Origin of the sequence: uncultured Thiothrix sp. (genome assembly GCF_937876535.1) — a bacterium.
Classification (GTDB): Bacteria; Pseudomonadota; Gammaproteobacteria; order Thiotrichales; family Thiotrichaceae; genus Thiolinea.
Genome location: NZ_CALFHZ010000005.1, coordinates 5,001 through 29,767, shown reverse-complemented (window position 1 = coordinate 29,767; position 24,767 = coordinate 5,001). Strand labels below are relative to the sequence as shown.

Genomic DNA, 24,767 nt, shown 5'->3' with positions numbered 1-24,767 from the left:
TAAGTTTTGTTATGCTGTGCGCATGACTGATACGGCATTGCGCAAAATTATTCACATCGATATGGACTGTTTTTACGCGGCGATTGAAGCGCGCGATAATCCAGCCTTGCGCGGCAAAGCGCTGGCAGTGGGTGGCTCGCCCGATGCGCGCGGTGTGGTTGCGACTTGCTCGTATGAAGCGCGTAAGTTTGGTGTACATTCCGCCATGCCTATGAAAACCGCCTTACGTTTATGCCCTGAATTGATTCGTGTGCCACCGCGCCGTGCGGTATATCAAGCCGTTTCTGAGCAAATTCACACGATCTTCGCGGCTTACACTGAGCTGATTGAGCCGCTGTCTTTGGATGAGGCCTACCTCGATGTGAGCAAAGCGCAGCAGCAGCAAGGTAGTGCGACTTTGATTGCGCAAGAAATTCGTGCGCGTATTTGGCAAGAGCAGCAACTCACCGCCTCGGCAGGGATTGCGCCGAATAAATTCCTCGCTAAAGTCGCAAGCGATTGGCACAAACCGAATGGGCAATTCGTGATTCGCCCGCAGATGATTGCCGAGTTTATGCTGGGCTTGCCGGTGAAAAAAATTCCGGGCGTCGGCACAGTCACCGCAGAGCGGATGGGTGAATTAGGTGTGCGTACTTGCGCGGATTTGCAAACATGGTCGGTGGACAAGCTCTGTACCGAATTTGGCCGCTTCGGTAAGCGTTTATACGAACTGGCACGCGGCATTGACCATCGCCCCGTGAGCGTCGACAATAGCTACAAATCCATCAGTGTGGAAGACACCTTCGCCACCGATTTACCCGACTTAGCCGCTTGTTATGCTGAATTACCCGCCTTATTTTGCGCTTTGGAACAGCGTTTAGCTAAAGCCCAAGCATCGCAGCGTTTAGTTCCCAAAAGCCTAGTGGTGAAAATCCGCTTCCATGATTTTATGTTGACCACAACGCAAACCACTACCTCATTGGTTGAGGAGCGTTTATTTCTGCCTTTGATAAAACAAGCGTGGGAACGGCGACAAATGCCGGTACGTTTATTGGGGATTGGAGTGCATTTTGCCGAGCCTTGGAAGCCGGAGCAGTTGAGTTTGGGGCTAAAATAAAAAGTCTGTAAAAGTTTTAGCTTAGATTATCCCGAACATCCGCAATCGTAATAAACAGCTTATTCTCCGCATCTCGAAAAGCCGTAAACCCATACTTTTCATAAAAGGCTTTCGCGCCCTCTTTGGCATCAACCAGCACTAAAAGAAAGGCGACGCTATCACTGGCTTGAAGTAGTTTCTTTAATGCATCAATCAGCAGCCATTCGCCAAAACCTTGGCCTTTATAACGCTGATCAACTGCCAAACGAGCAATCAAGCCGCCTGAAGTAGAAGATTGATGTTTTTTCTGTAAGGCAGCAGGTAATGATTTTAAATCAATCGGCGTTAAAGTCAGGGTATAAAAACCAATGATTTGTGTCTCATCCTGAGCGTCTTCCAGCACAAAAGTCCGCGTGTTGTCCTTCTTGGCTTGTTGGCTAGCCATCACTTTCAAATAATTATTCAGCGCCTCAATCCTGCAATCAAAGCGATTTCTGTTGTGCTTATTTTTATCAAGCAATACGGTTTGCATCATTGCTTTTTAGTGCGATAACGCTTAGCGGCAATTTGCAGTTTGCTATGAACTTTAGCAGGTTGATCAAGCGCGTCGACTAGCAGCATGGCATCGTGTTTACTTAATTTAAGTATTTGTTCGCGCTCGATAATTTGATTGGCTTTTTCGACTGCAGCACTCAACACAAAAGAATTAATGCTCGACATTCCTGCTAAAGCTGCTGCACGACTCAGCAAGTCTTGGGTTTCAAGATCAACTCTAGCGGTAATGCGTGGTGATAAAGTAGCCATAATTTATTCTCCGATGTGACAAAGTGGCACATGATAAGAGTATGGTTCTAACTACTAATAAAATCAAGTGGCGTGCCAAAATGGCACTCAAGAATCAACCCCGTCCCCGATACCCCGCCACCCCTTGCTCCGGTACCCAAACGCCCTTCGGAATTTCACCTTGCGCAAAAAACACATCAATCGGCATCCCACCACGTGGATACCAATAGCCGCCAATACGTAGCCATTTCGGTTTGATTTCTGCGATCAATCGACGTGCGATGCTCACGGTACAATCTTCGTGAAATGCGCCGTGATTGCGGAACGAGCCGAGGAATAATTTCAGTGATTTACTTTCGACCAACAGCTGGTCGGGGATGTAATCAATCACTAAATGCGCGAAATCGGGCTGGCCGGTGATGGGGCAGAGAGAGGTAAATTCAGGCGCAGTGAAGCGCACCACATAATCCACATCGGCTTGTGGATTTTGCACGCTTTCTAAAATCGCGGTTTCAGGTGATTCAGGTAGTTTAGTTGTGCCACCGAGTTGCGAAAGGTTCTGATAAATAGTTTGGTTCATGGCTTGGCTTGGCTTGGCTATGGTTTGGGGATTGGGGCTGTATAGCTTAAGCTGCTAGCGCTTATTTAACCAGCACTTCAAATGAAACCTCACCGCTCGCGCCAGCCTGAAGTTGCCCCGCAAACTGCCATTCTAAAGTTTCACCATTAACCAAGGCTTGGCAGTTACTCAAGCTGTTAGGCAAAGTACCACACTGCGGTAGTCCTAATAAGCTGGTAAATTCAGGCACAGTATCATGTAGCTTGAATTCATTAATAACACCATTGCCGTTATTATAATACTGCAGGGTATAGCGCAAAACCTCATTCGGCAGTGCTTTATTGCCCGCTATATTCCGCGTGACATTCCAAACACTTTTAGTCAGGGTCAAATTGCCTGCACCCTTTAAATCACTTGAGGCAATAGTGAGGTCTTGATGATTTTGTAAAATAGCTGTGTTAATCAAGCTACCATTACCAAATATAAATTCGCTTTGCACCCGGAAACTATATTGCGCATTATCACTGGTTTCGGCTGGGCTAATCACTTTTACCACTAAGCAGATTTGTTGATTTGCTGTGAGATTGATAGCTGTTGTAAGTGGTATGTCATTTACATCTAAATCCTGATTGCAATTGAGATCACGGTATAATTGGCTTGACCAAGCTAAGTTTGGATTTGCGGTTTGATTGAATAAGTTAAAGGATACCGTGCCCGCCGTATAAGCGTAGAATAGATGTGGATGGATCACGACACTATTGGCTTGAATCACTCGACGATTATCTAAACTGAAACTAGGTTCGCGCACATCGGCGAAGTTAATCCCTGTCACTGATTGATTAGCGAGGGTCAGCGCTACTTGATTACTGCTAGTAGAGTGGTATTGATTCGGGTCGCTGGCAACTGGTGGGCAAGCGTTGCTAGCCCCAACTCCTTGAGCAGCCTCATAAACCACATAATCGCCATTGACTAGGCCGGTGAAGCGATAAGCTCCTGAAGCATCGGTTTGGCGGGTTTCACAAGCGTGATTGGCAAGATGATATAAAACGACGTTGACCTTACCTAAGCCCGATTCGCTATCATCTAGGCTATTCACATTCAGATCCTGAAACACCCGTCCGCTAATGAAATGCAAAGTGGTATTCGCATTGCCTTGGCTGCTGATACGCGTACTGGAGCTATCGGTGTCCAAAGTAGGCAAATAATTAGGGCAATGGGTACTCGCTAGACCGCTGGTGGTTGGTTCCCAGCAAGCGCCAGTGCTCGATTGCCCATTGGGGCTTAAGCTAAGCGATTGTCCCTTAGTGAAATTGGCTAAGGCGGTGTTATAGGTAAAATCCCAAATCGTGCTCGGTACATTGGTATTCACCGCCGTCCCCGAGCCAACCGAGACATAATCAACAAGGCTTAAACCCGTGCTGGTTTGCTCATACAGCCACACATCGTCGCCCGTATCATTGAGTTTGGGCACATTGCGTAGCCAAGCTTGAAAACTGGCATAAGGCGCTGAGGTTTTGGCACTTTGTTGCCCAATCCAAATCACAGCATAGCTTTTAGCTGGGAGCAAGCTAGCACCAGAACAAGTTTGAGTAGTGGTACAACTGAAGGTAAAGGCACTGGTATTACCTGTAATATTCCCTGCCGTACCATCTATTTCATTAGTAAATAAATTGCCATCAAGCAAACGTAAGCGCGTTAAATCAATGGCAGCAGCACCTGCATTATAAAGCTCAATAAACTCATCATTCTCAGCCAGGGTATTAGCGCCTGATTGTTTATAGAGAACCTCATTAATCACTAATTGACTGCGCAAGGCTGAAATTGGATAAGTGATGGCATAACTAGGTGAGCTAAATAGAAAGAGCAACAATACAAATAGCCAAGACTCTAAGCATAAAACTAGAGTTTTGAGTGGGCTATGCTTGTTCTTGTTATTAGCAGCCATATAGATTAATTAGAAAGTGCGTTGAAATTATCAGCCCGCAAAGTTAGCAAAATGAATTTGCCCAAAAATTAAAGAGTATAAGTGGGATTTTAAGCGCTTGAGTAGGCTAGGCGATGAAAGGGGATAGGCTGGATTGATCCCCTGCATTTTTTATAAGAGTAGCTTCATTTAGCTGAGTTGCTCTAGCTCCCGTTGGTAGGGCGTGCACTCACCAATCTGCTGCTGCACCCACGTAGGATTGTAATAAGTCTCCAAATAGCGCTCGCCGCTATCGCAAAGCAAAGTCACTATCGAACCTTGTTCGCCGCGCTCGTGCATGTCGCGTGCTAATTGCAACACACCATATAAATTCGTACCCGTCGACGGCCCCACTTTGCGTCCTAAGCGTTGCTCTAGCCAGTGCATGGTCGCAATACTGGCCGCATCGGGAATTTTGCGCATCTCATCAATCACGCCAGTAACAAAACTTGGCTCGACGCGCGGTCGACCGATACCTTCAATTTTACTACCGCAACTGAGTTTTAACTCCTTATCGTGGCAGTGGTAATAATCGAAAAACACCGAATTTTCAGGATCAACCACACACAAACGTGTCGCATATTTTTTATAGCGAATGAAGCGCCCAATCGTGGAGGAAGTACCACCCGTGCCCGCACTCATCACAATCCACGCTGGAATCGGGTGATCTTCCAACTCCATTTGGCTAAAAATACTGTCGGCAATATTATTATTCCCACGCCAATCCGTCGCACGCTCGGCAAAGGTGAATTGATCCATATAGTGCCCGTTTAACTCCTGCGCCAAACGATGCGATTCGGCATAAATCTGATCGCTACGTTCCACTAAATGCGCCTTACCCCCGAAAAATTCAATCTGCTCAATCTTCTTGCGAGCAGTGGTTTTCGGCATCACCGCAATAAACGGCAAGCCTAATAAACGGGCAAAGTAGGCCTCAGACACGGCAGTGCTGCCTGAGGACGATTCAATAATCGGCGTACCTTGCTTAATCCAACCATTGCACAAGGCAAATAAAAATAGCGAACGTGCCAAACGATGTTTCAAGGAGCCAGTGGGATGCGTACTTTCATCTTTGAGATAAATATCAATGCCTTGAAAGCTGGCAATCGGCAGTTTGATTAAATGGGTATCCGCCGAACGTTGAATATCGGCCTCAATTTTTTTAATCGCTTCGTGAGTCCAGTGTCGATTATTGCTCATGGAGTGCGCCTGTAGTGTCCCTGCTGAATGCAGTTGTTTTAGGTTAATTCGCCGGCTCTGTTAAGATTCGGCCTGCTCAATGATAATCTAAAAAATCTATGCGTTCCTTACAGCACTGTACCGCTCTTTTATTCGATGCAAGCCATGCGCAAGCTCAGAGTCGTTTATACACTCAACCTGTTAAAGTTTGGATGATTCAAGGCAATGAAATGGATGCCCGCGATTATTTGCATCGCGCTTTACATGAAATCGAGGCTTGGGTAAAAGCAGGTAAAGGGCAGGTTGTAGCAGCCTTATCGTTTGAAGCAACTAAAGCGTTTAGTGTGGCTGAGGGTTTGGCATTAACGCAAAAATCCAGTGAAACACCTTGGTTACAAGCCTTAGCTTTCCCTGCGCCGCAAGTTTTGAGTCGTGAACAAGCACTGGCTTGGCTACAGATTCAGGGGCAAGGGGTAACAACACATCTGACCCTAGCACAGCCTGCTATAGAGCAAGCGCAATTTGTCGAGCACATTGAAGCCATTCGTGAGCTGATTGCGGCAGGCGATACTTACCAAGTCAATTACACCTTTCCACTGCGGAGCGAATTATTAGCGAGCACGTATCAGGATGCAGGTTTAGCCGCACTTTATGCGCAGTTAGTTAGCAATCTGAATATTGCTTATGGCGCTTTCTTAAGCTTGCCACAGACCAGTATTCTGTCATTCTCGCCCGAGTTATTCGTCGAAATGACTGCCAATGAAATGATCTGCCGCCCCATGAAAGGCACAGCCGCTATTGCTGATACGGAGGCGGAAACGGAGCGACGCATCGAATTATTAGCAACAGACCCCAAAAATCGCGCTGAAAATGTGATGATTGTCGATTTAATGCGCAATGATTTAGCGCGTTTGCCAGAAGTACAGCAAGTCACCGTGCCGAACTTATTTGAAGTGCAGCGTTACGGAAATGTGTTACAAATGACGAGCACGGTGAAAGCAAGTTTGCGTAAGCAACCGAGTTTATTGAGCGTATTCAATGCTTTATTTCCTTGTGGTTCGATTACTGGCGCGCCCAAACGTCGCACCTTGCAGATTATTGATGAATTAGAGCCAGATGCGCGTGGTGCTTATTGTGGGGCGATTGGCTTTATTGAACCACTGGCGAATGAGCAAATGCACTTGGTGCTGAATGTGCCGATTCGTACCCTGCAAACTAGAGATAAACCTAGGATTGATGCAGCGAATATCGCTCACTGGCCTTTGCAACTCTCAGTCGGTGCGGGAATTACTTATGGTTCAGAGGCGCAAGCTGAATGGGAGGAGTCTTTACTCAAAGCTCGATTCTTTACTCGCCATACACAGGCATTTGAACTGATTGAAACTATGCTGCTTGAGCAGGGTAGCGTAGCTTTGCTCGACAGGCATCTGCAACGCTTACAGCGAAGTGCGGAGGCTTTTGGTTGGGATAAGCCCACTAAGGCAATGGTGCAAGCTTGTATTGAGCAAGCCTTTGCCACGGTAAATGGTCAGTTTGAACCGATTCGCTTGCGCCTTAGCTTGAATGCAGCAGGACAATTAAATACTACCACTAGTGCTTTAGAGCCAGTGCAGCAGCCCGTAAAACTGGCTTTGTCTAAAACAGCGATTGATTCCCATAATCCTTTCTTACAGCATAAAACCACCGCGCGTACTTTGTATAATCAAGCCCTAACTGAGGCGAAGGCAGCTAGTTTATTCGACTATTTATTCTGCAATGAACGGGGTGAAATGACTGAAGGCTCACGTAGCAATCTATTTGTCTTGCTCAATGGGCAATGGTATACACCGCCCTTATCTTGCGGTTTATTAGCGGGGGTGCAGCGTTCGGTTTTGTTCACAGAGCTTAAAGCGCAAGAGCGTGTTTTATACCCAGACGATCTAAGCCAAGCGCAACAACTGCTCGTTTGTAATGCCTTGTATGGAGCTTTAAATGCTGAGTTTATTGCTTCAACTCTTGCCGAAAGCGCCGTCGATAATGGGCGGGGCTAAATTGATAAGCTTCACGAAAACAGCGCGATAAACTAGCCAGCGAACTAAAACCCGTGCGTAGGGCAATTTCCTGAATTGGTAGATGCGTGTCCGTGACTAAGCGGCGTGCGTTTTGGAGCCGTAGGTGCAGATAGTATTGTGCGGGTGAGCAGCGTAAATGTTCGCGAAATAGATACTCCAACATGCGTAGCGAGAGGGGTAATTGTTCCGCAATTTGCCCTAGGCTAAGCGGTTCTTCTAAATGCTCGGTCATGACGCGAATCGCTTCGGCAACGCGCGGTTCTTGCTGGGCTAATAAACCCAAAGACACCAAAGGTTGCGCATCATTGCCGGTGTGTACCGTGTCGTAAATGAAGATACTGGCTACTTCTAAAGCGAGCTGCTGCCCATAACGACTTTTAATCAAATGCAGCATGAAATCAAAACTGGGTGATGCGCCACCGGTGGTGAAGATATTGCCATCTAATACATAGCGGTCAGGCATGACTTGCACATTTGGATAACGGAGTGCGAAATCCTCCAAATCCTCCCAATGAGTCGTAGCCTTTTTATTCGCCAGCACACCCATGCGCGCTAACACCCAACTACCGGCTTCGATCCCACCGATCAAACGAAAGCGCGGCATCAATTTATGCAATTGGCGCAGCAAGTTTTTGTGGTAATGCTGCTCATTATTAAAGCCTGCAATGATCAATAATAAATCGCCTTGGATTTGCGTATCTAATGGTGCATCCGGTTGAATGTTCAGACCGCAAGTGAGGGTAGCGGCTTGATTATTCGGTGTATATAGCTGCCAATCGAAAAGCTTGGATTGTGCCAAACGATTCGCGCCGCGCATCACATCCAAGACGCAAGCCAAAGACATGAGCGAGGATTCGGAAGCAATTATCAGAGCAATTTTCAGTGGTTCTGTAGAGCGAGTGAATAGATTCATTGCGTTTTTTGCAAAATGGATTGCGAATAAAGTCAATCATAACGCAAAACGGCATGCCATGATGCGTGCAGTGAGATTGAGGAGTTCACCATGCTTAAGCCAAACCGCAATGTTTTTATCACTTGTGCCGTGACTGGCGCAGGCGACACCACTGGCCGCTCGAATAAAGTTCCTGTTACCCCGCGTCAAATTGCCGATAGCTGTATTGAAGCTGCCCAAGCGGGTGCTGCGGTGGTGCATATTCATGTGCGCAATCCACAAACCGGTGGGCCTGCGCGCGATCCTGCGTTATACCGTGAAGTGGTGAATTATATTCGTGAATCCGGCGTAGATATGGTCTTGAACCTAACCGCTGGCATGGGTGGTGATTTAACTTTAGGTAGCGTTGAACAGCCGTTACCGCCTGCCGAAGTGGGCACTGATATGGCAGGTGCAACTGAGCGTTTAGCCCATGTGCGTGAACTCTTACCTGAAATTTGCACCCTCGATTGTGGCACGATGAATTTCGGCGAAGGCGATTATGTGATGACGAATACGCCCGCTACTTTGAAAGAAATGGCTAAGCAAATCAAAGAAATGGGGGTGCGGCCTGAAATTGAGGCTTTCGACACGGGGCATGTGTTGCTCGCCAAATGGTTAAAAGATCAGGGTTTGATTGAAGATCCGGGCATGATTCAGCTTTGCATGGGCATTCCTTGGGGCGCGCCGGATGATTTTTCTACTTTTATGGCGATGGTGAATGCCGTGCCCAAAGATTGGACGTTCTCGGCCTTCTCGATTGGTCGCAATCAATTGCCGTATGCAGCAATGGCAGTCCTCGCCGGTGGCAATATTCGCGTCGGTTTGGAAGATAATATTTGGCTGGATAAAGGTGTGCTCGCAAGCAATGGCGATTTGGTCAAACGTGCCGTGACCATTGCTGAAGGGATGGGCTGCAAGATTATGACGCCAGATGAAGTGCGCCAAAAAATGCAACTGAAAAAGCGCTGGTAAGGAGTCGAGTATGCAAACAATTAAGCAAGCAGCCGTTGTTGGTGGTGGTGTGATCGGCGCTGGTTGGGTCGCACGCCTGATTGAAAACGGCATTAATGTCAGCATTTATGACCCTGATCCGACTGCACCACAAAAGATCGATGCCGTGCTCGCCAATAGTCGTCACGCTTATAGCAAATTGACCATGGCGCCACGCCGCACCGAAGGCCAATTTAGCTTTGCAAAAGACATTGCCAGCGCGGTGAAAGCGGCCGATTGGATTGTCGAAGCCGTGCCTGAACGCTTGGATTTAAAGCAAAAGATTTACCGTGAGATTGAGGGGGCAGCTCCTCATAGTGCTATTATCGCCTCCTCAACCTCCGGGATTTTACCGACTGATTTGCAAGCCGGTTTGCAGCATCCTGAGCGCTTGTTGGTCGCGCATCCTTTCAATCCCGTCTATCTTTTACCCTTGGTTGAGTTAGTCGGTGGCAAACAAACCTCAGCTGATACGGTGCAACGTGCTCAAGCTTTCTACCGCAGTATTGGCATGCATCCGCTGCATATTAAAAAGGAAATCGAAGCCTTCATCGCGGATCGTTTATTGGAAGCGGTGTGGCGTGAGTCTTTATGGCTAGTGAGTGATGGGATTGCTAGCACTGAAGATGTGGATGATGCGATTCGTTATGGTTTTGGCTTGCGTTGGGCGCAAATGGGTTTATTTGAAACCTATCGGATTGCGGGCGGCGAAGCGGGGATGCGCCATTTTATGGAGCAATTCGGCCCTTGCTTGAGCTGGCCTTGGACTAAGCTGACTGATGTGCCCGAATTTAATGATCAGTTAGTCGATTTGATTGCTGGTCAATCCGATGCGCAATCGGGTCATTACAGCATTCGCCAACTAGAACGCATCCGTGACAATAACCTGATTGCGATTCTGCAAGCCCTCAAAGCCCACGATTGGGGCGCAGGCAAAGCTTTAGCGGTGTATGAAAAATCTCAATACGATGCAGCCGCAAGCCAAGCACAAACTGCCGTCGATTATAGCCAGCCAATCAAAACCGTGGAGCGTACCGTGCCCACCGATTGGACGGATTACAATAATCACATGAATGAAAGCCGCTATTTGCAGGTATCGAGCGATGCAACGGATGCGTTCATGCGCTTGATTGGCGTGGATGCCGCTTATGTGGAAGCGGGCGGCTCTTATTTCACGGTGGAGACTCACATCCGTCATTTGGATGAAGTACGCGCCCTAGAACCGATTGTCGTGACTACCCAAGTGCTGAATGGCAGCGGTAAAAAGCTGCACTTATTCAATCGCATTCAGCACGCCGATGGACGCTTATTAGCCACAGCGGAACATATGCTGATTCATGTCAGTCTGAAAACGCGTAGCTCCAGTTTACCCAGTGAAGCCATAGCGCAGAAGCTCGCTGAGATTGCCCAAGCACAAGCGCATTTACCCAAACCGGACGGAGCAGGTCGCGCCATTGGAGCTTAATCATGGAGTTTGGTTTAAGCACTGAGCAACAGCTAATTGTCGAAACGGTGCGTAGCTTCGTGGAAAATGAAATGTATCCCCACGAGGCCGAAATCGAACGCACCGGCGAAGTACCGCTGGAATTAGGTTTAGAAATCCGTGACAAATGCCGTGACTTAGGCTTTTATGCCGCGAATATGCCGGAGGAAGTCGGCGGCGGCGGTTTAAGCCATTTAGATTTCACCTTATTGGAACGCGAATTAGGCCGCCCTTCAATGGCCTTATCCGTATTCTTCGGTCGACCTTCCGGCATTTTAATGGCTTGCGAAGGCGAGCAGCGTGAACGCTATTTATTGCCTGCAGTGCGGGGTGAGCGTTTTGATGCTCTAGCGATGACTGAGCCGGATGCAGGTTCAGATGTGCGCGGGATGAAATGCTATGCCAAACAGGATGGCGGTGATTGGGTGATTAATGGCTCGAAGCATTTCATTAGCCATGCCGATATTGCCGATTTCGTGATTGTGTTTGTTGCCACTGGCGAAGAGCAAACCGCGCAAGGCAAGAAAAAGCTCATTACTTGTTTTTTGGTTGATCGCGATACCACAGGTTTTGAAATCCGCAAAGGTTATCAATCGGTTAGCCATCGTGGTTATCACAACTGCATTTTGAATTTCGATAACTGCCGTATTCCAGCTACACAAGTGCTAGGTGAAGTGCACAAAGGTTTCGATATTGCCAATAAATGGCTCTATGGCACGCGCTTAACTGTGGCAGCGTTTTGTGTTGGGCGCGCCCGCCGAGCCTTTGAATTAGCCCTGCCTTATGCGGCTGAGCGCAAGCAATTTGGTCAAGCGATTGGTCGCTTCCAAGGCGTGTCCTTTAAGCTTGCGGATATGATTACTGAGATTGATGCAGCGGATTATTTGACGTTGGCGGCGGCTTGGAAAATGGATCAAGGTTTGGATGCAGATCGCGAAATTTCCAGTGCTAAACTCTATGCCACCGAAATGCTGGCGCGTGTCACCGATCAAGCCTTGCAGATTTTTGGCGGCATGGGCTTGATGAGCGATTTACCCTTAGAACGCTTTTGGCGGGATGCACGGGTGGAGCGGATTTGGGATGGCACTTCCGAGATTCAGCGCCATATTATTTCGCGTCATTTACTGCGCCCCTTGGGGTGTTAAATGCAGCGCCCGTTTGATTTAAAGCGTCTATTGCGCCCACAGTCGATAGCCGTGATTGGTGGTAATTCGGCTTTGAATGTGCTGTTGCAATGCCAGCGCATGGCTTATGACGGTCAGTTATGGCCGATTCATCCCACTCGTGAGGCAATGGCAGGTTTAAACGTTTATCGGAGTGTGGCTGATTTACCTGCTGCGCCCGATGCTTGTTTTCTCGGCGTAAATCGTCAACTCACCCCTCGTCTGGTTACGGAGTTAGCGGCTAAAGATGCCGGTGGCGTGATCTGCTATGCCTCTGGTTTTCGTGAGGCGGATGCTGAGGGCGAACGTTTAGAAGCTGAGCTACAAGCGGCGGCGACGATTCCTGTCATTGGCCCGAACTGCTATGGTTTAATTAACTATATCGATGGTGTGGCATTGTGGCCAGACCAACATGGCGGGCAACGTTTAGCAGCGCAGCAAAAAGGCGTGGCGATTCTCGCGCAATCCTCCAATCTCGCCATCAATCTCACCATGCAACAGCGCGGCCTGCCGATAGCTTATGTGCTGACTGCGGGCAATCAGATGCAAATTGGTTTGTCTGATCTGGCTTTAGCTGTGCTCGATGATCCCCGTGTGACCGCTTTAGGCTTGCATATTGAAGGCTTTGATTCGATTGAGGGCTTTGAAGCGTTAGCGTGTAAAGCGCGCTTCCTACAGAAGCCAGTTGTAGTCTTAAAAGTGGGCAAAAGTAGTCAAGCACAGCAAGCCACACTGACGCATACGGCTTCTTTAGCGGGTTCTCATGCAGCAGCGTCTGCGTTCTTAAAGCGCCTAGGTTTTGGCCAAGTCGATTCGATTGCCGGCTTTTTGGAAACCCTCAAACTCTTGCATGTGCATAGCAGTTTAAATGCGTATAGTCTTTCGTCCTTGAGCTGTTCGGGTGGGGAGGCAAGTTTAATTGCGGATGCAGCACTCCCTCATAAAGTTTATTTTCCTAGTTTAACCGCTGAGCAAAAAGCGCCAATTGAGGCCGTGCTAGGCTCAAAAGTCACGGTGAATAATCCACTGGATTATCAAACCTATGTGTGGGGCGATGAGGCCAATATGGCGAAGGCCTTCACTAACTTGCTGAAACTTGGTTTTGGTTTGAGTTTGTTAGTGCTGGATTTTCCGCATCCTGAACGCTGTGAACACGATGATTGGCTAGTGGCTTTGCGTGCCCTAGAAACTGCCGTGCAAGTGACTAAACAAAAAGCTGCTTTAGTGGCGAGTTTGCCGGAAAACTTGCCTGAGGTTTATGTCGAGCGCCTAAATTATCAAGGGATTGCCGCTTTAAGTGGTTTTGAGGAGGCGATCAAAGCGGCGGAAATTGCGGCGGATATTGGCGCGTATTGGCAGCAAACGAGCGCTGCGGCTTTGCTAGCGGTTTCAAGTGTCAAAGCGCCGAAACAGGTTTTGGACGAGGCGCAGGCAAAAGCTTTATTAGCCAAAGCCAAGGTGCCGATTCCGCGTGGACAGGTAGTGAAAACAGTGGCGGAAGCCTTAGCCGCCGCAGAGCAGTTTACTTATCCGCTTGTGTTGAAAGCGTTGGGTATTGCGCACAAAACGGAGCAAGCCGCAGTACGTTTAAACCTGCGTAATGATGCTGAATTACGCACTGCCTTCACTGAGTTAGAGCAGCTCGGCACAGGTTTATACTTAGAGCAAATGGTCCAAGGTGGCGCGGCTGAGTTATTAGTCGGCTTTAATCGTGATGACTGTTTTGGTTTGGTGATGACCTTAGGTTTGGGTGGTATTTGGGTCGAACTTTTGCGTGACAGCCAAACTTTATTGCTACCCAGTAGTGCCGCGGAAATTAACCAAGCACTCTTAGCCTTAAAAGGTGCGGCTTTATTGCAGGGTTATCGCGGCAAGCCTCTAGCAGATTTGGCTGCGGCAGTGGCTGCGATTTTGAATATTCAAAGCTTTGTTATTCAACACGCTGCCAGTTTGCAAGAATTAGATATTAATCCATTGATTGTCTGTGCTCAGGGGCAGGGCGCATATGCTGCTGATGCCTTATTGAGTATGGCTATGCAGGAGGTTTAAGCGATGAGTGATTCGGTAATTCAAACACGGCGCGAGGGCGCGATTTTAGAAGTGACTTTAGATCGTCCGAAAGCTAATACGATTGACCTTGCCACCAGTCGCTTAATGGGGCAAACCTTCAAAAATTTTCGCGATGATCCTGAGTTGCGCGTAGCCATCGTGCGTACAGCAGGTGAGAAATTCTTTTCCGCTGGTTGGGATTTGAAAGCCGCAGCCAATGGTGATGCGGTCGATGGGGATTATGGCGTTGGTGGTTTTGCGGGATTGCAGGAATTGCGTGATTTAAATAAACCGGTGATTGCAGCGGTAAATGGCATGGCGGTGGGTGGTGGCTTTGAACTAGCACTGTCAGCCGATTTAATTTATGCCACTGAACATAGCAGTTTTGCACTTCCCGAAATTCGGGCTGGCACTTTGGCCGATGCAGCAACGGTGAAACTGCCTAAACGCATTCCTTATCATGTGGCGATGGATTTATTGTTTACGGGGCGCTGGATGGATGTGCAAGAAGCGCATCGCTGGGGTTTAGTGAATGAAATTCTGGCTGATGAGGCAGCGTTGAGGCAGCGGGTTTGGGAAATTGCGCGTTTATTAGCTGCAGGGCCGCCTTTAGTTTTTGCGGCCATTAAAGAAGTAGCCCGTGAGGCCGAAGCCATGAGCTTCCAAAATGCGATGAATTATATTACCAAGCGTAAATTTGCGACTGTCGATGAGTTATATGATAGCGAGGATAATTTGGAAGGCTTTAAAGCTTTTGCCGAGAAGCGCGCTCCGGTTTGGCAAGGGAAATAGGCAAACCCTTTAACAGATTTTGAATACCAGATTCACGTTAAGTGAATAGACCCGTCTGCTTGATTGCTCTACCATAAACCCCCATTCAATGAGGAAAGGTTGGTTTATGTTCAAGCGTATCCGTGAAGATGTGTTATGCATCTTTGACCGTGATCCTGCAGCACGCAATGTGTTTGAGATTGTCACAACTTATCCGGGTGTACATGCGATTGCTTGGCATCGCTTCAATCATTGGCTTTGGCAGCAGAATTTTAAGTGGCTAGCGCGCTTCCTATCGAATATTCCCCGTTGGTACACCGGCATTGAAATTCACCCAGGCGCGACGATTGGGCGGCGCTTTTTTATTGATCATGGTATGGGCATTGTGATTGGTGAAACAGCTGAAATTGGCGATGATTGCTCGTTGTATCATGGTGTGACCTTGGGTGGTACGAGCTGGAAACCAGGCAAGCGACATCCTACTTTAAAAAATAATGTGGTGGTGGGGGCGGGTGCGAAAGTATTAGGCCCGATTACTTTACATAATGGTGCGCGGGTAGGCTCTAATGCAGTAGTTGTCAAAGATGTACCCGAAAATGTCACGGTTGTGGGGATTCCGGGGCGGGAAGTGACGAGCCGCACAACTGACGAAAAGCGCCGTGAGGCTTTAGCTGAGAAATTGGGTTTTGACGCTTATGGTGCTACTCAAGATATGCCTGATCCCGTTGCGAATGCAGTGAATCGTATGCTGGATCATATCCATTTAATGGAAGAGCGCACCGATTGCTTATGTGCTGAGGTTCGCCGTTTAGGTGGGCAACTTGATATAAAGCCCATGCCTAAATTAGAAGCGGATTGTTTTGGAAAAAAAGAGCCTTGATAACTCAAAGCTCAGTTCGTCCTATAAAAGTTGATAAGATTGATCAGTGAGAAACTGTCTTATCCAGTGCTCCAAATACCCAAGGGCGGGATCCACCCATATGAACTATCAGCGGATCACCGGTTTGAGCTTTTGCGAATTCTGCTTCCTCAAGGGTGAACACTAATTGGTGAGTATCTCCTGTCGGGTAATGAGCTAGATTGAAGGCTTTGTCTTTAATCATGAGGGTGGGTAGCGCATTGCCTACAGTGAAAGGGCGAGTTGAAGCTAATTCAATCTCTACTACTGAGGATGACCTTTCTGTTGCAGATGCCTCAGTGCGCAAATGCCGGATATCCACCACTTTATTTTGTTCCATTGGCGTGTTTTTCCACAGAGCTGGTTGTGCCACAGTGGTTAATTCTGTAGAGGTATCCACCGCTGCTATTGAAGCATTTTCATTAGTAGGAGTTCGTGTCAAATGTAAGTTTGCTAGATAAATGGCGGCTTTCTCACTACGGTTAAAGGTAAAGCGAACACCAATAAATCGAGATAAATCAATATTTTTGAAGTTTGACAGTGGAATACGAACGGTTTGGAGGATTTCATTTCGTATATAGGCTGTTGGGCTATATTGAACTGAGCCACCGGGTCGATGCACTGCAGCATAGTCCTTTAAGGCAACTGGCTCAGATAACTTAGCATCAGCATCAACGAGTGAGATTGAAAAGTTGACATCTCCCGTTGGTTTGGATCGAATAAGGCAGGTTTGCTCGAAACGTTCATCGAAACAAGAAAGCATTACTCGAAATTCGAGAGTGCGATAGTTATTAATATTTACACCTTGTCCGGTGGCTGCATTAATTTGCAGAAATCCATCCGGCTGGTTCCAACTGACTAAGGCTGCTCTTTGAGTTAGATCATGATTACCGCTGGTCGCTCCATGTGCATAGTCTAATAAGCCTGAGGCTTGATTCTCCACATTTTGGCTAGAGATGCCTGTATCGTGGTCAAAGTCGTCCAGAATGAAATCTTTCGATGTGTAGGGATTGTGTGCAAATCCTCTGGCATAGAAGGTTTTTTCAGTGAGGGATTCGGGTAATGGGTAGCTTGGATCGAAGCGTTGTGCAAACACTGGCAGGGGAGTAGGTCCTAAATTAGAACGAAAGAATGGAATCAAGGTTTGTAGGGCAGTACTGCGTTGTGTAGCTGAACCTACAAGAAACGGGAACAAAGGCGTTTGCCCGCGGCAACCTAGAGAGTCAGAGACTTGCCATTCGGTATTGTAAAAATTATGGTTAGCTCCAAATACTTGAAAGCTTGATTTAGTTAAGCGTTTGATTTCGGTCTTATCTTGGAGCATCCGGTCAAAAGGCTTGATCCCTTGAAGATCCGATACATCACCATCACAACTAGGTAGCAATACATTCCATACCAGGCCCTTTGGGTTCAGAATGCGATTAGTTTGTCCGTCGACAGGGCCTATTTCAAACAGAGAGCGGAACTTTAGTCTGTTAATTTGTTTAGGCCAGGGGCTATCAGGATCGTTGAATTGGGCAACCGCTGCACGCATACCTTCCCCGCCACGTGAATGCCCCATTAGTCCGACTTGAGTAAAATCTATCATTCCTTTCAGTTCAAAACCTAAAGAGGCGGGTGTTCCACCCTTAGCATTCCATGTAGCAAGTTCTTGCAAATGACGCAGAACAAGGCGTCCACGGCGTAGATTAAGACCTGTATCCTTGCCTTCAGGATTAGCAGCAGTGACACCTCGATTGGCATTAATCGAAACTACAATGAAACCGTATGTTGCTAGATTCTGTGCAAGATAGCTGTAGCCGAGATGATTGGGGGTTACTACATAGCCTTCAGGGCATTTGCCAGTTTGGGTGTAGTCTATACGGTCATCGTCGCGCACCCCTAATTCCGGAATGAACTTTCCACAAGTACCGTGATTCCCATGAAGAAAAACTACTAAGGGGTACGGACCGCCGGTGTTAGGTCGCCATACATGTGCCCACAACTCTGTTTTGGCTTTCGTGGTTACAGCAGGATCAATGGATGCGGGTAATTTGTACTCACCATCAAGAACGTCAAAAGTAGCTGCAAATACTGTATTGGTACTGAGTCCAATACCCAAAAAAATAAATAAATTAATAATAAACTGAGCAATGGGTCGCATAGTTTGCTTTCCTTAGCAATTAAGCTGTTGGTGATAAGTTTAGAAATTAATCCAAATCAGAGCAGTTTGCATGGGAAAAACGAAAGTCTGGCAATAATGCCACTGATGATTTAGGGAAGGTAATAAAACTAATAATGACATCAATACTTGACTGGTTTTGTCGGGTATTGATAGCATGTTGTCATCTTACTGGAGTCGATGCAATGAAACTGACAACCAAAGGCCGTTATGCGGTCACTGCGATGCTGGATTTAGCGCTGCATACCGGGGGTGAACCGGTTTCGCTAGCGGAAATTTCTGAGCGCCAAGATATATCTCTTTCGTATTTAGAGCAATTATTTTCAAAATTGCGGCGAGCAGGTTTAGTCGTTAGCATGCGTGGCCCAGGTGGTGGTTATCAATTAAGTAGTGATCCTGCAAAAATTGCAATTGCAGATATTATTGCAGCGGTCGATGAAAGTGTCGATGCTACCCGTTGTGGTGGCCTAGGTGATTGTCAAGGTAATAAGCGTTGCTTAACTCATGATTTGTGGTCAGATTTAAGTAATCAAATTCGGGTGTTTTTATCGGAAATTACCTTGGCTGATATGACTGCTCGGATAGAGGTAAAAGAAACGGCTCAGCGGCAAAAGCAGAAAATTGAGTTTTTATCTTCCCTATCCCATTAATACCTTGCTAATTAAGGTTGAGTGTTACCAGCTATGAGCCCAGTGAAAGCGCCTATTTATCTTGATTATTCTGCAACCACACCGGTTGATCCGCGAGTTGCTGAAAAAATGATGCAGTATTTAACGATGGATGGTGTGTTTGGCAATCCAGCTTCGCGCAGCCATGCTTTCGGTTGGGCAGCGGAAGAGGCCATCGAAGAGGCACGTGTTCAAGTTGCGGCTCTAATTAACGCTGATCCTAAAGAGATCGTTTGGACTAGCGGTGCTACCGAATCCAATAATTTAGCCATTAAAGGCGCTGCTCATTTTAATGAGCGTCGGGGTAAGCATATCGTTACGGTCAAAACCGAGCATAAAGCGGTGCTGGATACCTGTCGCCAACTAGAGCGCGAAGGTTTTGAGGTGACTTACTTAGATCCAGAGCCAAATGGTTTATTGGATTTAGAGAAATTTAAAGCTGCGCTTCGCCCGGATACCACGGTTGTTTCAGTGATGCATGTGAATAACGAAATTGGCGTGATTCAAGATATTAAAACTATCGGCGAAATCTGTCGCGCTCACAAGATTGTGTTCCATGTTGATGCTGCACAAAGTGCCGGTAAAGTGGAAATTGATATGGAAGCCATGCCAGTGGACTTGATGAGCTTCTCAGCACACAAAGTCTATGGCCCCAAAGGGATTGGTGCTTTGTATGTGCGCCGTAAGCCACGTGTACGGATTGAGGCTCAAATGCACGGTGGTGGACACGAGCGTGGCATGCGCTCCGGCACTTTACCAACCCATCAAATTGTTGGCATGGGTGAGGCTTTCCGTATCGCTAAATTAGAAATGGCTGCTGAAAACGAACGTTTGCGTATGCTACGTGATCGTTTATGGCAAGGCTTGCAAGATATTGATGAAGTTTATCTAAACGGTGATTTAGAGCAGCGCATTGCGGGTAATTTAAACGTAAGCTTTAACTTCGTTGAAGGAGAAAGCTTGATAATGTCGCTAAAGAATCTAGCCTTGTCTTCAGGTTCAGCTTGTACCAGTGCGAGTTTAGAGCCAAGTTATGTGCTACGTGCTTTAGGCCGGAGCGATGAGTTGTCACATAGCTCTTTGCGCATGACTTTTGGACGGTTTTCTACCGTCGACGATGTTGATCAGGCATTAGCAAGTTTGCATCATGCAGTGAATCATTTGCGGGAATTATCACCCTTGTGGGAAATGCACCAAGAAGGCATTGATTTAAGTACTGTGAAATGGGCAGCCCATTAAGTTTTGAGGTGAAATATGGCATACAGCGAAAAAGTTATTGATCATTATGAAAACCCACGCAATGTGGGCAGCTTTAATAAAGCCGACTTGCAGATTGGTACTGGGATGGTCGGCGCGCCCGCGTGTGGCGATGTGATGAAGCTGCAAATTAAAGTGAATGCAGAAGGTATTATTGAAGATGCTAAGTTTAAAACTTATGGGTGTGGCTCAGCGATTGCGTCTTCTAGCTTATTGACTGAGTGGGTCAAAGGTAAAACTTTAGAGCAAGCTAAACAGATTAAAAATACCGATATTGCTGCGGAATTAGAGCTACCACCGGTGAAAGTCCACTGCTCGGTGTTGGCCGAAGATGCAATTCGGGCGGCGATTGCAGATTATCAAAGTAAGCAACAAGGCTAAGCGATGGCGATTACTCTGACTGAAAAAGCAGCCGAGCGCGTGGAGAGTTTTTTAGCAAAGCGTGGTAAAGGTATTGGTTTGCGTTTAGGGGTAAAAACCACTGGCTGTTCAGGCATGGCTTACACTATGGAGTTTGCCGATGTGCTGGAGGATACCGATACGGTATTTGAAGCGGGTGCGGTAAAAATTATTATCGATCCGAAAAGCTTAGTGTATCTGGATGGAACTGAGTTGGATTACACCCGTGAAGGCTTGAACGAAGGTTTCAAGTTTACGAATCCGAATGAAAAAGCACGCTGCGGCTGTGGCGAGAGCTTTACTGTCTAATTAAAACGGGGCGCTATGTTACAGGATTTGCCACGTGACTGGTTCGCCCTGTTTGGTCTACCAGTTCAATTTGAAATTGATCAAGCTGCTTTAACCAAAAGCTTTCGCGAACTACAAACACGTTATCATCCTGATCGTTATGCGCAAGCCTCTGAGCAGGAAAGGCGCTTAGCGCTGCAAATGACTTCCCTCTTGAATGAAGCCTATAGCAGTTTACGTCAGCCACGGTTGCGCGCACGTTATCTATTAGAGCAAGCAGGTGTTAGCTTTAATGATGAGCGCGATACTACCAATGATGCAGCTTTCTTGATGCAGCAAATTGAATGGCGCGAAGCGATTGAAGAAGCTGAAGAAGCCAATGAACCTTTAGAGGCTTTAGAGCGGCTGACCAAAGATTTAAATACAGAGTTGCAAAGTTTAGAGCAAAATTTCGCTAGTGCTTGGCAAACACAAGCTTATACAGCGGCGAAAACCACTCTACTGAAAATGCGTTTTTATGAACGCTTACTGGAAGATACACAAAGCCGCCTAGAGTGCTTAGAGGATGAATTGTAATGGCCTTGCTGCAAATTGCCGAACCGGGCATGGCAACTTTACCGCACCAGCATCGCTTAGCGGTGGGGATTGATTTAGGAACAACTAATTCGCTAGTTGCAACAGTGCGTAGTGGAGTTGCTGATACGCTTCCTGATTATGCAGGCCAGCATTTATTACCTTCAGTAGTACATTATCAGGCAACTACGCGACCCCAAGTGGGCTGGGAGGCGAAACAGCAAGCACTGCAAGATCCTTTGAATACCTTAGCCTCAATTAAACGCTTAATGGGGCGTTCCGCCAACGATCTGCAAACGCTCAGTGGTCAATTACCTTATCAATTGCTCGATGCTGAGCTTAATGTGCCACGCATTCAAACTAGTGCAGGCGCGGTGACGGCTGTCGAAGTGTCAGCGGAAATTCTGCGCGTATTGAAAGAGCGGGCTGAGGCAAGTTTAGGGGGTGAGTTATCTGGTGCGGTAATTACTGTTCCTGCTTATTTCGATGATGCGCAGCGCCAAGCCACTCGCGATGCTGCCAGATTAGCGGGTTTGCATGTGTATCGCTTATTAAATGAGCCAACTGCAGCCGCAGTCGCTTATGGTTTAGATCGTCAAGACATTGCTAGTCCTGAAGGTAAAGTAATTGCGGTTTATGATCTAGGTGGTGGCACTTTTGATATTTCTATCTTGCGCTTGCATAAAGGTGTATTTGAGGTGCTCGCAACCGGTGGTGATTCAGCTTTAGGCGGTGATGATTTCGATCATGTCGTGGCTGAATGGCTTTTAGGGCAAGCCAGTCTTGCTAATACGCAAGATGCACAAATACTACGCCAAGCGTTAGTAACAGCTCGTGAGGCTAAAGAAGCCTTAAGTAATGCCGAAAGTACTGCAATTCAACTAAATGAGTGGCGAGGTGAATTAAGTCGTCATCAACTAAATGAGCTAATCGCTGGTCTTATCAAAAAGACGTTAGTGGCTTGCCGCCGTGCTTTGCGGGATGCGGGTTTAGAAAAAACGCAGATTCAAGAAGTCGTCATGGTGGGTGGCTCGACGCGAGTCGTAGCAGTGCGCGAGCAAGTTGGCGCTTTCTTTGAACGTGAACCACTGGTGGATATTGATCCTGATCGAGTAGTGGCCTTAGGGGCTGCGATTCAAGCGGATATTTTGGCAGGGAATAAGCCTGATGCAGAGATGCTGCTGTTAGATGTGATTCCGCTGTCTTTAGGTTTAGAGACCATGGGCGGTTTGGTAGAAAAGGTTATTCAACGAAATACCACTATTCCTATCGCACGTGCTCAGGAATTTACCACTTTCAAAGATGGGCAAACGGCGATGTCGCTTCATGTCTTGCAAGGTGAGCGGGAAACTGTCGATGCTTGTCGTTCTTTAGCGCGTTTTTCTCTGCGTGGTATTCCGCCGATGGTGGCGGGCGCAGCGCGAATTCGAGTAACTTTTCAGGTCGATGCTGATGGCCTCCTTAGTGTGAGTGCGCGTGAAGAATCGACTGGTGTCACCTCCAGCATTGAGGTAAAGCCTTCTTATGGTTTAAGTGATGCTGAAATTGAAACGATGCTGTGTGATTCGATGCAAAATGCACGGGTAGACATGGAAGCACGACGTTTGCGTGAGCAGCAAGTTGAGGCAGATCGGGTTTTAGAGGCTTTGGATTCGGCTTTGCAAGCTGACGGTGAGCAACTTTTAACGGTAGCAGAACGTGAGATTTTACTCACTAAACGTACAGAACTTGCCGCCGCTCGTGCTAGTGGCCAAGTGAATACTATTCACCAAGCGATTAAAGCACTTGAGCAGGCTGCCGAAACTTATGTTGCGCGCCGTATGAATGCTTCAGTTCGTGCTGCAATGGCTGGTCACAAAGTCGATGAGTTTTCAGCAGATACAGGGTTCAATCGTCCATGCCACAATTAATATTCTTACCCCATGAAGACTTATGCCCAGAAGGCGCTTTGTTTGAGGTTGCTGCAGGGATCAGCATTTGTGATGCTGCCTTGAGTCATGGCATTGAATTAGAGCATGCATGCGAAAAGTCTTGTGCTTGTACTACTTGCCATGTCTACATTCGTGAAGGCTTTGATTCTTTAGAGGAAGCCTCTGAGCAGGAGGAGGATTATCTCGACAAAGCTTGGGGAGTCGATCCTGATTCGCGTTTAAGTTGCCAAGCTTTAGTAGGTGAAGAGGATTTAGTGATCGAAATTCCCAAGTACACGATTAATATGGTGTCAGAAGGGACGCATTAAGGAGTAGGGGATGGATGCTTTAAAATGGACTGATACTTTAGATATTGCGCTAGAGTTGCTGGAGAATCATCCTGAGGTTGATCCGCGTTATATTCGCTTTACCGATTTACATACTTGGGTATTAGCTTTAAGTAATTTTGCGGATGATCCAAACCGCTCAAATGAAAAGATTTTGGAAGCGATCCAGATGGCTTGGATTGAAGAGGCTGATTTAGACTAGCCTCTTCACGGTTGGTGTTTAGCCGCCAAACTCACGACGCACATTGCGCTCAATCGAAGCCGTTTCACGTAATCTCACTAATTGATCAGTGAGATTACGTGCATATTCTTTGAAGTCTTGCATTTCTGCAGGACTCAAGACACCTTTTTCTGGTAAAGCTACAGTCATTGGGTCTTGGGCTTCCCCATTGATTTTGAATTCATAGTGGACATGGTTGCCGGTTGAGCTTCCCGTAGAACCGACATAGCCGATCACATCGCCCCGTTTGACTGAATCACCATCGGCTAAGCCTTTTTGGTAATCAGACATATGTCCGTACAAAGTGCTAATGCCATCACCGTGACTTAGTTCAATCACTTTGCCGTAACCGCCTTTACGTCCCACATACTGCACTGTCCCATCACCTGTAGCATAAATGGGTGTACCGTAAGGGGCTGCAAAATCAGTGCCTGCATGCATCCGACGGAAGCCAAAGATAGGATGCACTCGCGAGCCAAAGCCAGAAGATAGTCGACCTGCGCCTTGTAGCGGTAGGCGATTGAAGGCTACTTGTTTCAGCTCAGTTTCTTCGTCTGGACGTAAATAGCGGGTTTTACCAGAATCCAATTGGAAGCGAATGCGTTGATAGCTTTCTCCTTTATGATTGAATTCAGCCGCTAAGATATTTTGCGAGAAAATGCGCTCACTTTGATAATAGAAGTCTTCAAAAATTACACTCACTTGATCACCAATCGCAATCTGGCGAAAGTCGAAATCATCTTTAAACACTTTACTTAGTTGGCGCGTGATCGAAATCGGGAGTCCAGCTTTATTTGCTTCATAATGGAAAGGGTTATGGACGGTGAAAGCAACTCGGTTTTGCTGTTCTTCAAAAACCTCATTATCCCAACGACCTACGTATTTACCGTCTTGTTGAGAAATAATGTAAGCGGTGCGTTTGCCTGTGGCATAAATGATTTGTTTAACTGCTTCATCACTGACTTGAATGAAAACTTTATTCCCAGACTGTAGATTAGACAAGAGACTGGCATTTTCAGGCTCTGCAGTGAGTGCTGCTAAGTCTG

The 24,767-nt window shown here is 47.1% G+C and carries 24 protein-coding genes (1 of these 24 only partly in view); 16 read left to right on the top strand and 8 right to left on the bottom strand.

Annotated elements, in window-relative coordinates:
* Nucleotides 1-22: 22 nt before the first annotated feature.
* Complete coding sequence (gene dinB / locus Q0230_RS01495) at nucleotides 23-1,096, top strand: DNA polymerase IV (RefSeq protein ID WP_298607434.1); 1,074 nt, start codon at nucleotides 23-25, stop codon at nucleotides 1,094-1,096.
* 16 nt (nucleotides 1,097-1,112) lie between these two features.
* On the opposite strand, the gene Q0230_RS01490 is transcribed toward dinB, so the two are convergent.
* The 5 genes from Q0230_RS01490 to Q0230_RS01470 all read right to left on the bottom strand — a co-directional run bounded on the left by Q0230_RS01490 (nucleotide 1,113) and on the right by Q0230_RS01470 (nucleotide 5,580).
* Nucleotides 1,113-1,610 carry a GNAT family N-acetyltransferase gene (locus Q0230_RS01490; RefSeq protein ID WP_298607432.1) on the bottom strand — a complete coding sequence of 166 codons (498 nt, stop codon included), beginning with the start codon at nucleotides 1,608-1,610 and terminating at the stop codon, nucleotides 1,113-1,115.
* Nucleotides 1,607-1,879, bottom strand: coding sequence for a DUF1778 domain-containing protein (locus Q0230_RS01485; protein ID WP_298607430.1), 273 nt, complete (start codon nucleotides 1,877-1,879; stop codon nucleotides 1,607-1,609). Before Q0230_RS01485 ends, Q0230_RS01490 begins: the two co-directional genes overlap by 4 nt.
* A gap of 94 nt (nucleotides 1,880-1,973) precedes the next feature.
* Nucleotides 1,974-2,438 carry a preQ(1) synthase gene (queF, locus tag Q0230_RS01480; RefSeq protein ID WP_298607427.1) on the bottom strand — a complete coding sequence of 155 codons (465 nt, stop codon included), beginning with the start codon at nucleotides 2,436-2,438 and terminating at the stop codon, nucleotides 1,974-1,976.
* 61 nt (nucleotides 2,439-2,499) lie between these two features.
* Complete coding sequence (locus tag Q0230_RS01475) at nucleotides 2,500-4,362, bottom strand: lamin tail domain-containing protein (RefSeq protein WP_298607425.1); 1,863 nt, start codon at nucleotides 4,360-4,362, stop codon at nucleotides 2,500-2,502.
* A 168-nt stretch (nucleotides 4,363-4,530) separates the two neighbouring features.
* Nucleotides 4,531-5,580 (bottom strand): PLP-dependent cysteine synthase family protein, encoded by a 1,050-nt coding sequence (locus tag Q0230_RS01470; protein WP_298607422.1) that lies wholly within the window; start codon nucleotides 5,578-5,580, stop codon nucleotides 4,531-4,533.
* A 98-nt stretch (nucleotides 5,581-5,678) separates the two neighbouring features.
* On the opposite strand from Q0230_RS01470, the gene Q0230_RS01465 reads away from it, so the two are divergent.
* Nucleotides 5,679-7,589, top strand: coding sequence for a chorismate-binding protein (locus Q0230_RS01465; RefSeq protein WP_298607420.1), 1,911 nt, complete (start codon nucleotides 5,679-5,681; stop codon nucleotides 7,587-7,589).
* On the opposite strand, the gene Q0230_RS01460 is transcribed toward Q0230_RS01465, so the two are convergent.
* Nucleotides 7,540-8,523 carry a GlxA family transcriptional regulator gene (locus Q0230_RS01460; protein ID WP_298607418.1) on the bottom strand — a complete coding sequence of 328 codons (984 nt, stop codon included), beginning with the start codon at nucleotides 8,521-8,523 and terminating at the stop codon, nucleotides 7,540-7,542. The two genes, Q0230_RS01465 and Q0230_RS01460, sit on opposite strands and share 50 nt — an antisense overlap.
* 90 nt (nucleotides 8,524-8,613) lie before the next feature.
* Here Q0230_RS01460 and Q0230_RS01455 point away from each other — a divergent pair, with 90 nt between their 5' ends.
* The 6 genes from Q0230_RS01455 (at nucleotide 8,614) to cysE (ending at nucleotide 15,880) form a co-directional block, all read left to right on the top strand.
* The gene (locus tag Q0230_RS01455; RefSeq protein ID WP_298607416.1) at nucleotides 8,614-9,516 is read left to right on the top strand and encodes a 3-keto-5-aminohexanoate cleavage protein; all 903 of its coding nucleotides are present in this window, start codon (nucleotides 8,614-8,616) and stop codon (nucleotides 9,514-9,516) included.
* Between the two features lie 10 nt (nucleotides 9,517-9,526).
* Nucleotides 9,527-10,999: a carnitine 3-dehydrogenase gene (locus Q0230_RS01450; RefSeq protein WP_298607415.1), complete on the top strand. Its 1,473-nt coding sequence runs from the start codon at nucleotides 9,527-9,529 to the stop codon at nucleotides 10,997-10,999.
* 2 nt (nucleotides 11,000-11,001) lie between these two features.
* A complete protein-coding gene (locus Q0230_RS01445) occupies nucleotides 11,002-12,162 on the top strand; it encodes an acyl-CoA dehydrogenase family protein (RefSeq protein ID WP_298607413.1) in 1,161 nt (386 codons plus the stop codon).
* Nucleotides 12,163-14,229 (top strand): acetate--CoA ligase family protein, encoded by a 2,067-nt coding sequence (locus Q0230_RS01440; RefSeq protein ID WP_298607411.1) that lies wholly within the window; start codon nucleotides 12,163-12,165, stop codon nucleotides 14,227-14,229.
* A gap of 3 nt (nucleotides 14,230-14,232) precedes the next feature.
* Nucleotides 14,233-15,021 carry a carnitinyl-CoA dehydratase gene (locus Q0230_RS01435; RefSeq protein WP_298607409.1) on the top strand — a complete coding sequence of 263 codons (789 nt, stop codon included), beginning with the start codon at nucleotides 14,233-14,235 and terminating at the stop codon, nucleotides 15,019-15,021.
* A gap of 106 nt (nucleotides 15,022-15,127) precedes the next feature.
* Entirely contained in the window at nucleotides 15,128-15,880 is a 753-nt protein-coding gene (cysE, locus tag Q0230_RS01430; RefSeq protein ID WP_298607407.1) for a serine O-acetyltransferase, read from the top strand.
* Between the two features lie 43 nt (nucleotides 15,881-15,923).
* Here the strand turns inward: cysE and Q0230_RS01425 are convergent, their stop codons facing one another.
* The gene (locus Q0230_RS01425) at nucleotides 15,924-18,041 is read right to left on the bottom strand and encodes a hypothetical protein (RefSeq protein ID WP_298607406.1); all 2,118 of its coding nucleotides are present in this window, start codon (nucleotides 18,039-18,041) and stop codon (nucleotides 15,924-15,926) included.
* Nucleotides 18,042-18,244: 203 nt separating this feature from the next.
* Here Q0230_RS01425 and Q0230_RS01420 point away from each other — a divergent pair, with 203 nt between their 5' ends.
* The 8 genes from Q0230_RS01420 to iscX are packed head-to-tail and all read left to right on the top strand — an operon-like array spanning nucleotide 18,245 to nucleotide 23,703.
* Nucleotides 18,245-18,709, top strand: a complete 465-nt coding sequence (locus Q0230_RS01420) for an Rrf2 family transcriptional regulator (protein WP_298607404.1) — start codon at nucleotides 18,245-18,247, stop codon at nucleotides 18,707-18,709.
* Nucleotides 18,710-18,751: 42 nt separating this feature from the next.
* A complete protein-coding gene (locus Q0230_RS01415) occupies nucleotides 18,752-19,966 on the top strand; it encodes an IscS subfamily cysteine desulfurase (protein WP_298607787.1) in 1,215 nt (404 codons plus the stop codon).
* A gap of 15 nt (nucleotides 19,967-19,981) precedes the next feature.
* Nucleotides 19,982-20,365, top strand: coding sequence for a Fe-S cluster assembly scaffold IscU (iscU, locus tag Q0230_RS01410; RefSeq protein ID WP_298607401.1), 384 nt, complete (start codon nucleotides 19,982-19,984; stop codon nucleotides 20,363-20,365).
* A gap of 3 nt (nucleotides 20,366-20,368) precedes the next feature.
* On the top strand, nucleotides 20,369-20,692 hold the full coding sequence (gene iscA / locus Q0230_RS01405) for an iron-sulfur cluster assembly protein IscA (RefSeq protein WP_298607399.1): 324 nt from the start codon (nucleotides 20,369-20,371) through the stop codon (nucleotides 20,690-20,692).
* Nucleotides 20,693-20,707: 15 nt separating this feature from the next.
* The gene (gene hscB / locus Q0230_RS01400) at nucleotides 20,708-21,247 is read left to right on the top strand and encodes a Fe-S protein assembly co-chaperone HscB (RefSeq protein WP_298607397.1); all 540 of its coding nucleotides are present in this window, start codon (nucleotides 20,708-20,710) and stop codon (nucleotides 21,245-21,247) included.
* Nucleotides 21,247-23,154: a Fe-S protein assembly chaperone HscA gene (hscA, locus tag Q0230_RS01395; protein WP_298607395.1), complete on the top strand. Its 1,908-nt coding sequence runs from the start codon at nucleotides 21,247-21,249 to the stop codon at nucleotides 23,152-23,154. Before hscB ends, hscA begins: the two co-directional genes overlap by 1 nt.
* Entirely contained in the window at nucleotides 23,142-23,483 is a 342-nt protein-coding gene (gene fdx, locus Q0230_RS01390; protein ID WP_298607392.1) for an ISC system 2Fe-2S type ferredoxin, read from the top strand. Before hscA ends, fdx begins: the two co-directional genes overlap by 13 nt.
* Before the next feature lie 10 nt (nucleotides 23,484-23,493).
* A complete protein-coding gene (gene iscX, locus Q0230_RS01385) occupies nucleotides 23,494-23,703 on the top strand; it encodes a Fe-S cluster assembly protein IscX (protein WP_298607390.1) in 210 nt (69 codons plus the stop codon).
* Nucleotides 23,704-23,721: 18 nt separating this feature from the next.
* On the opposite strand, the gene Q0230_RS01380 is transcribed toward iscX, so the two are convergent.
* Nucleotides 23,722-24,767: the 3' portion of a M23 family metallopeptidase gene (locus Q0230_RS01380; RefSeq protein WP_298607388.1), read on the bottom strand. It continues 559 nt past the right edge of the window; 1,046 of the gene's 1,605 nt are visible here — the last part of the coding sequence; its start codon lies beyond the right edge, outside the window; it ends in the stop codon at nucleotides 23,722-23,724.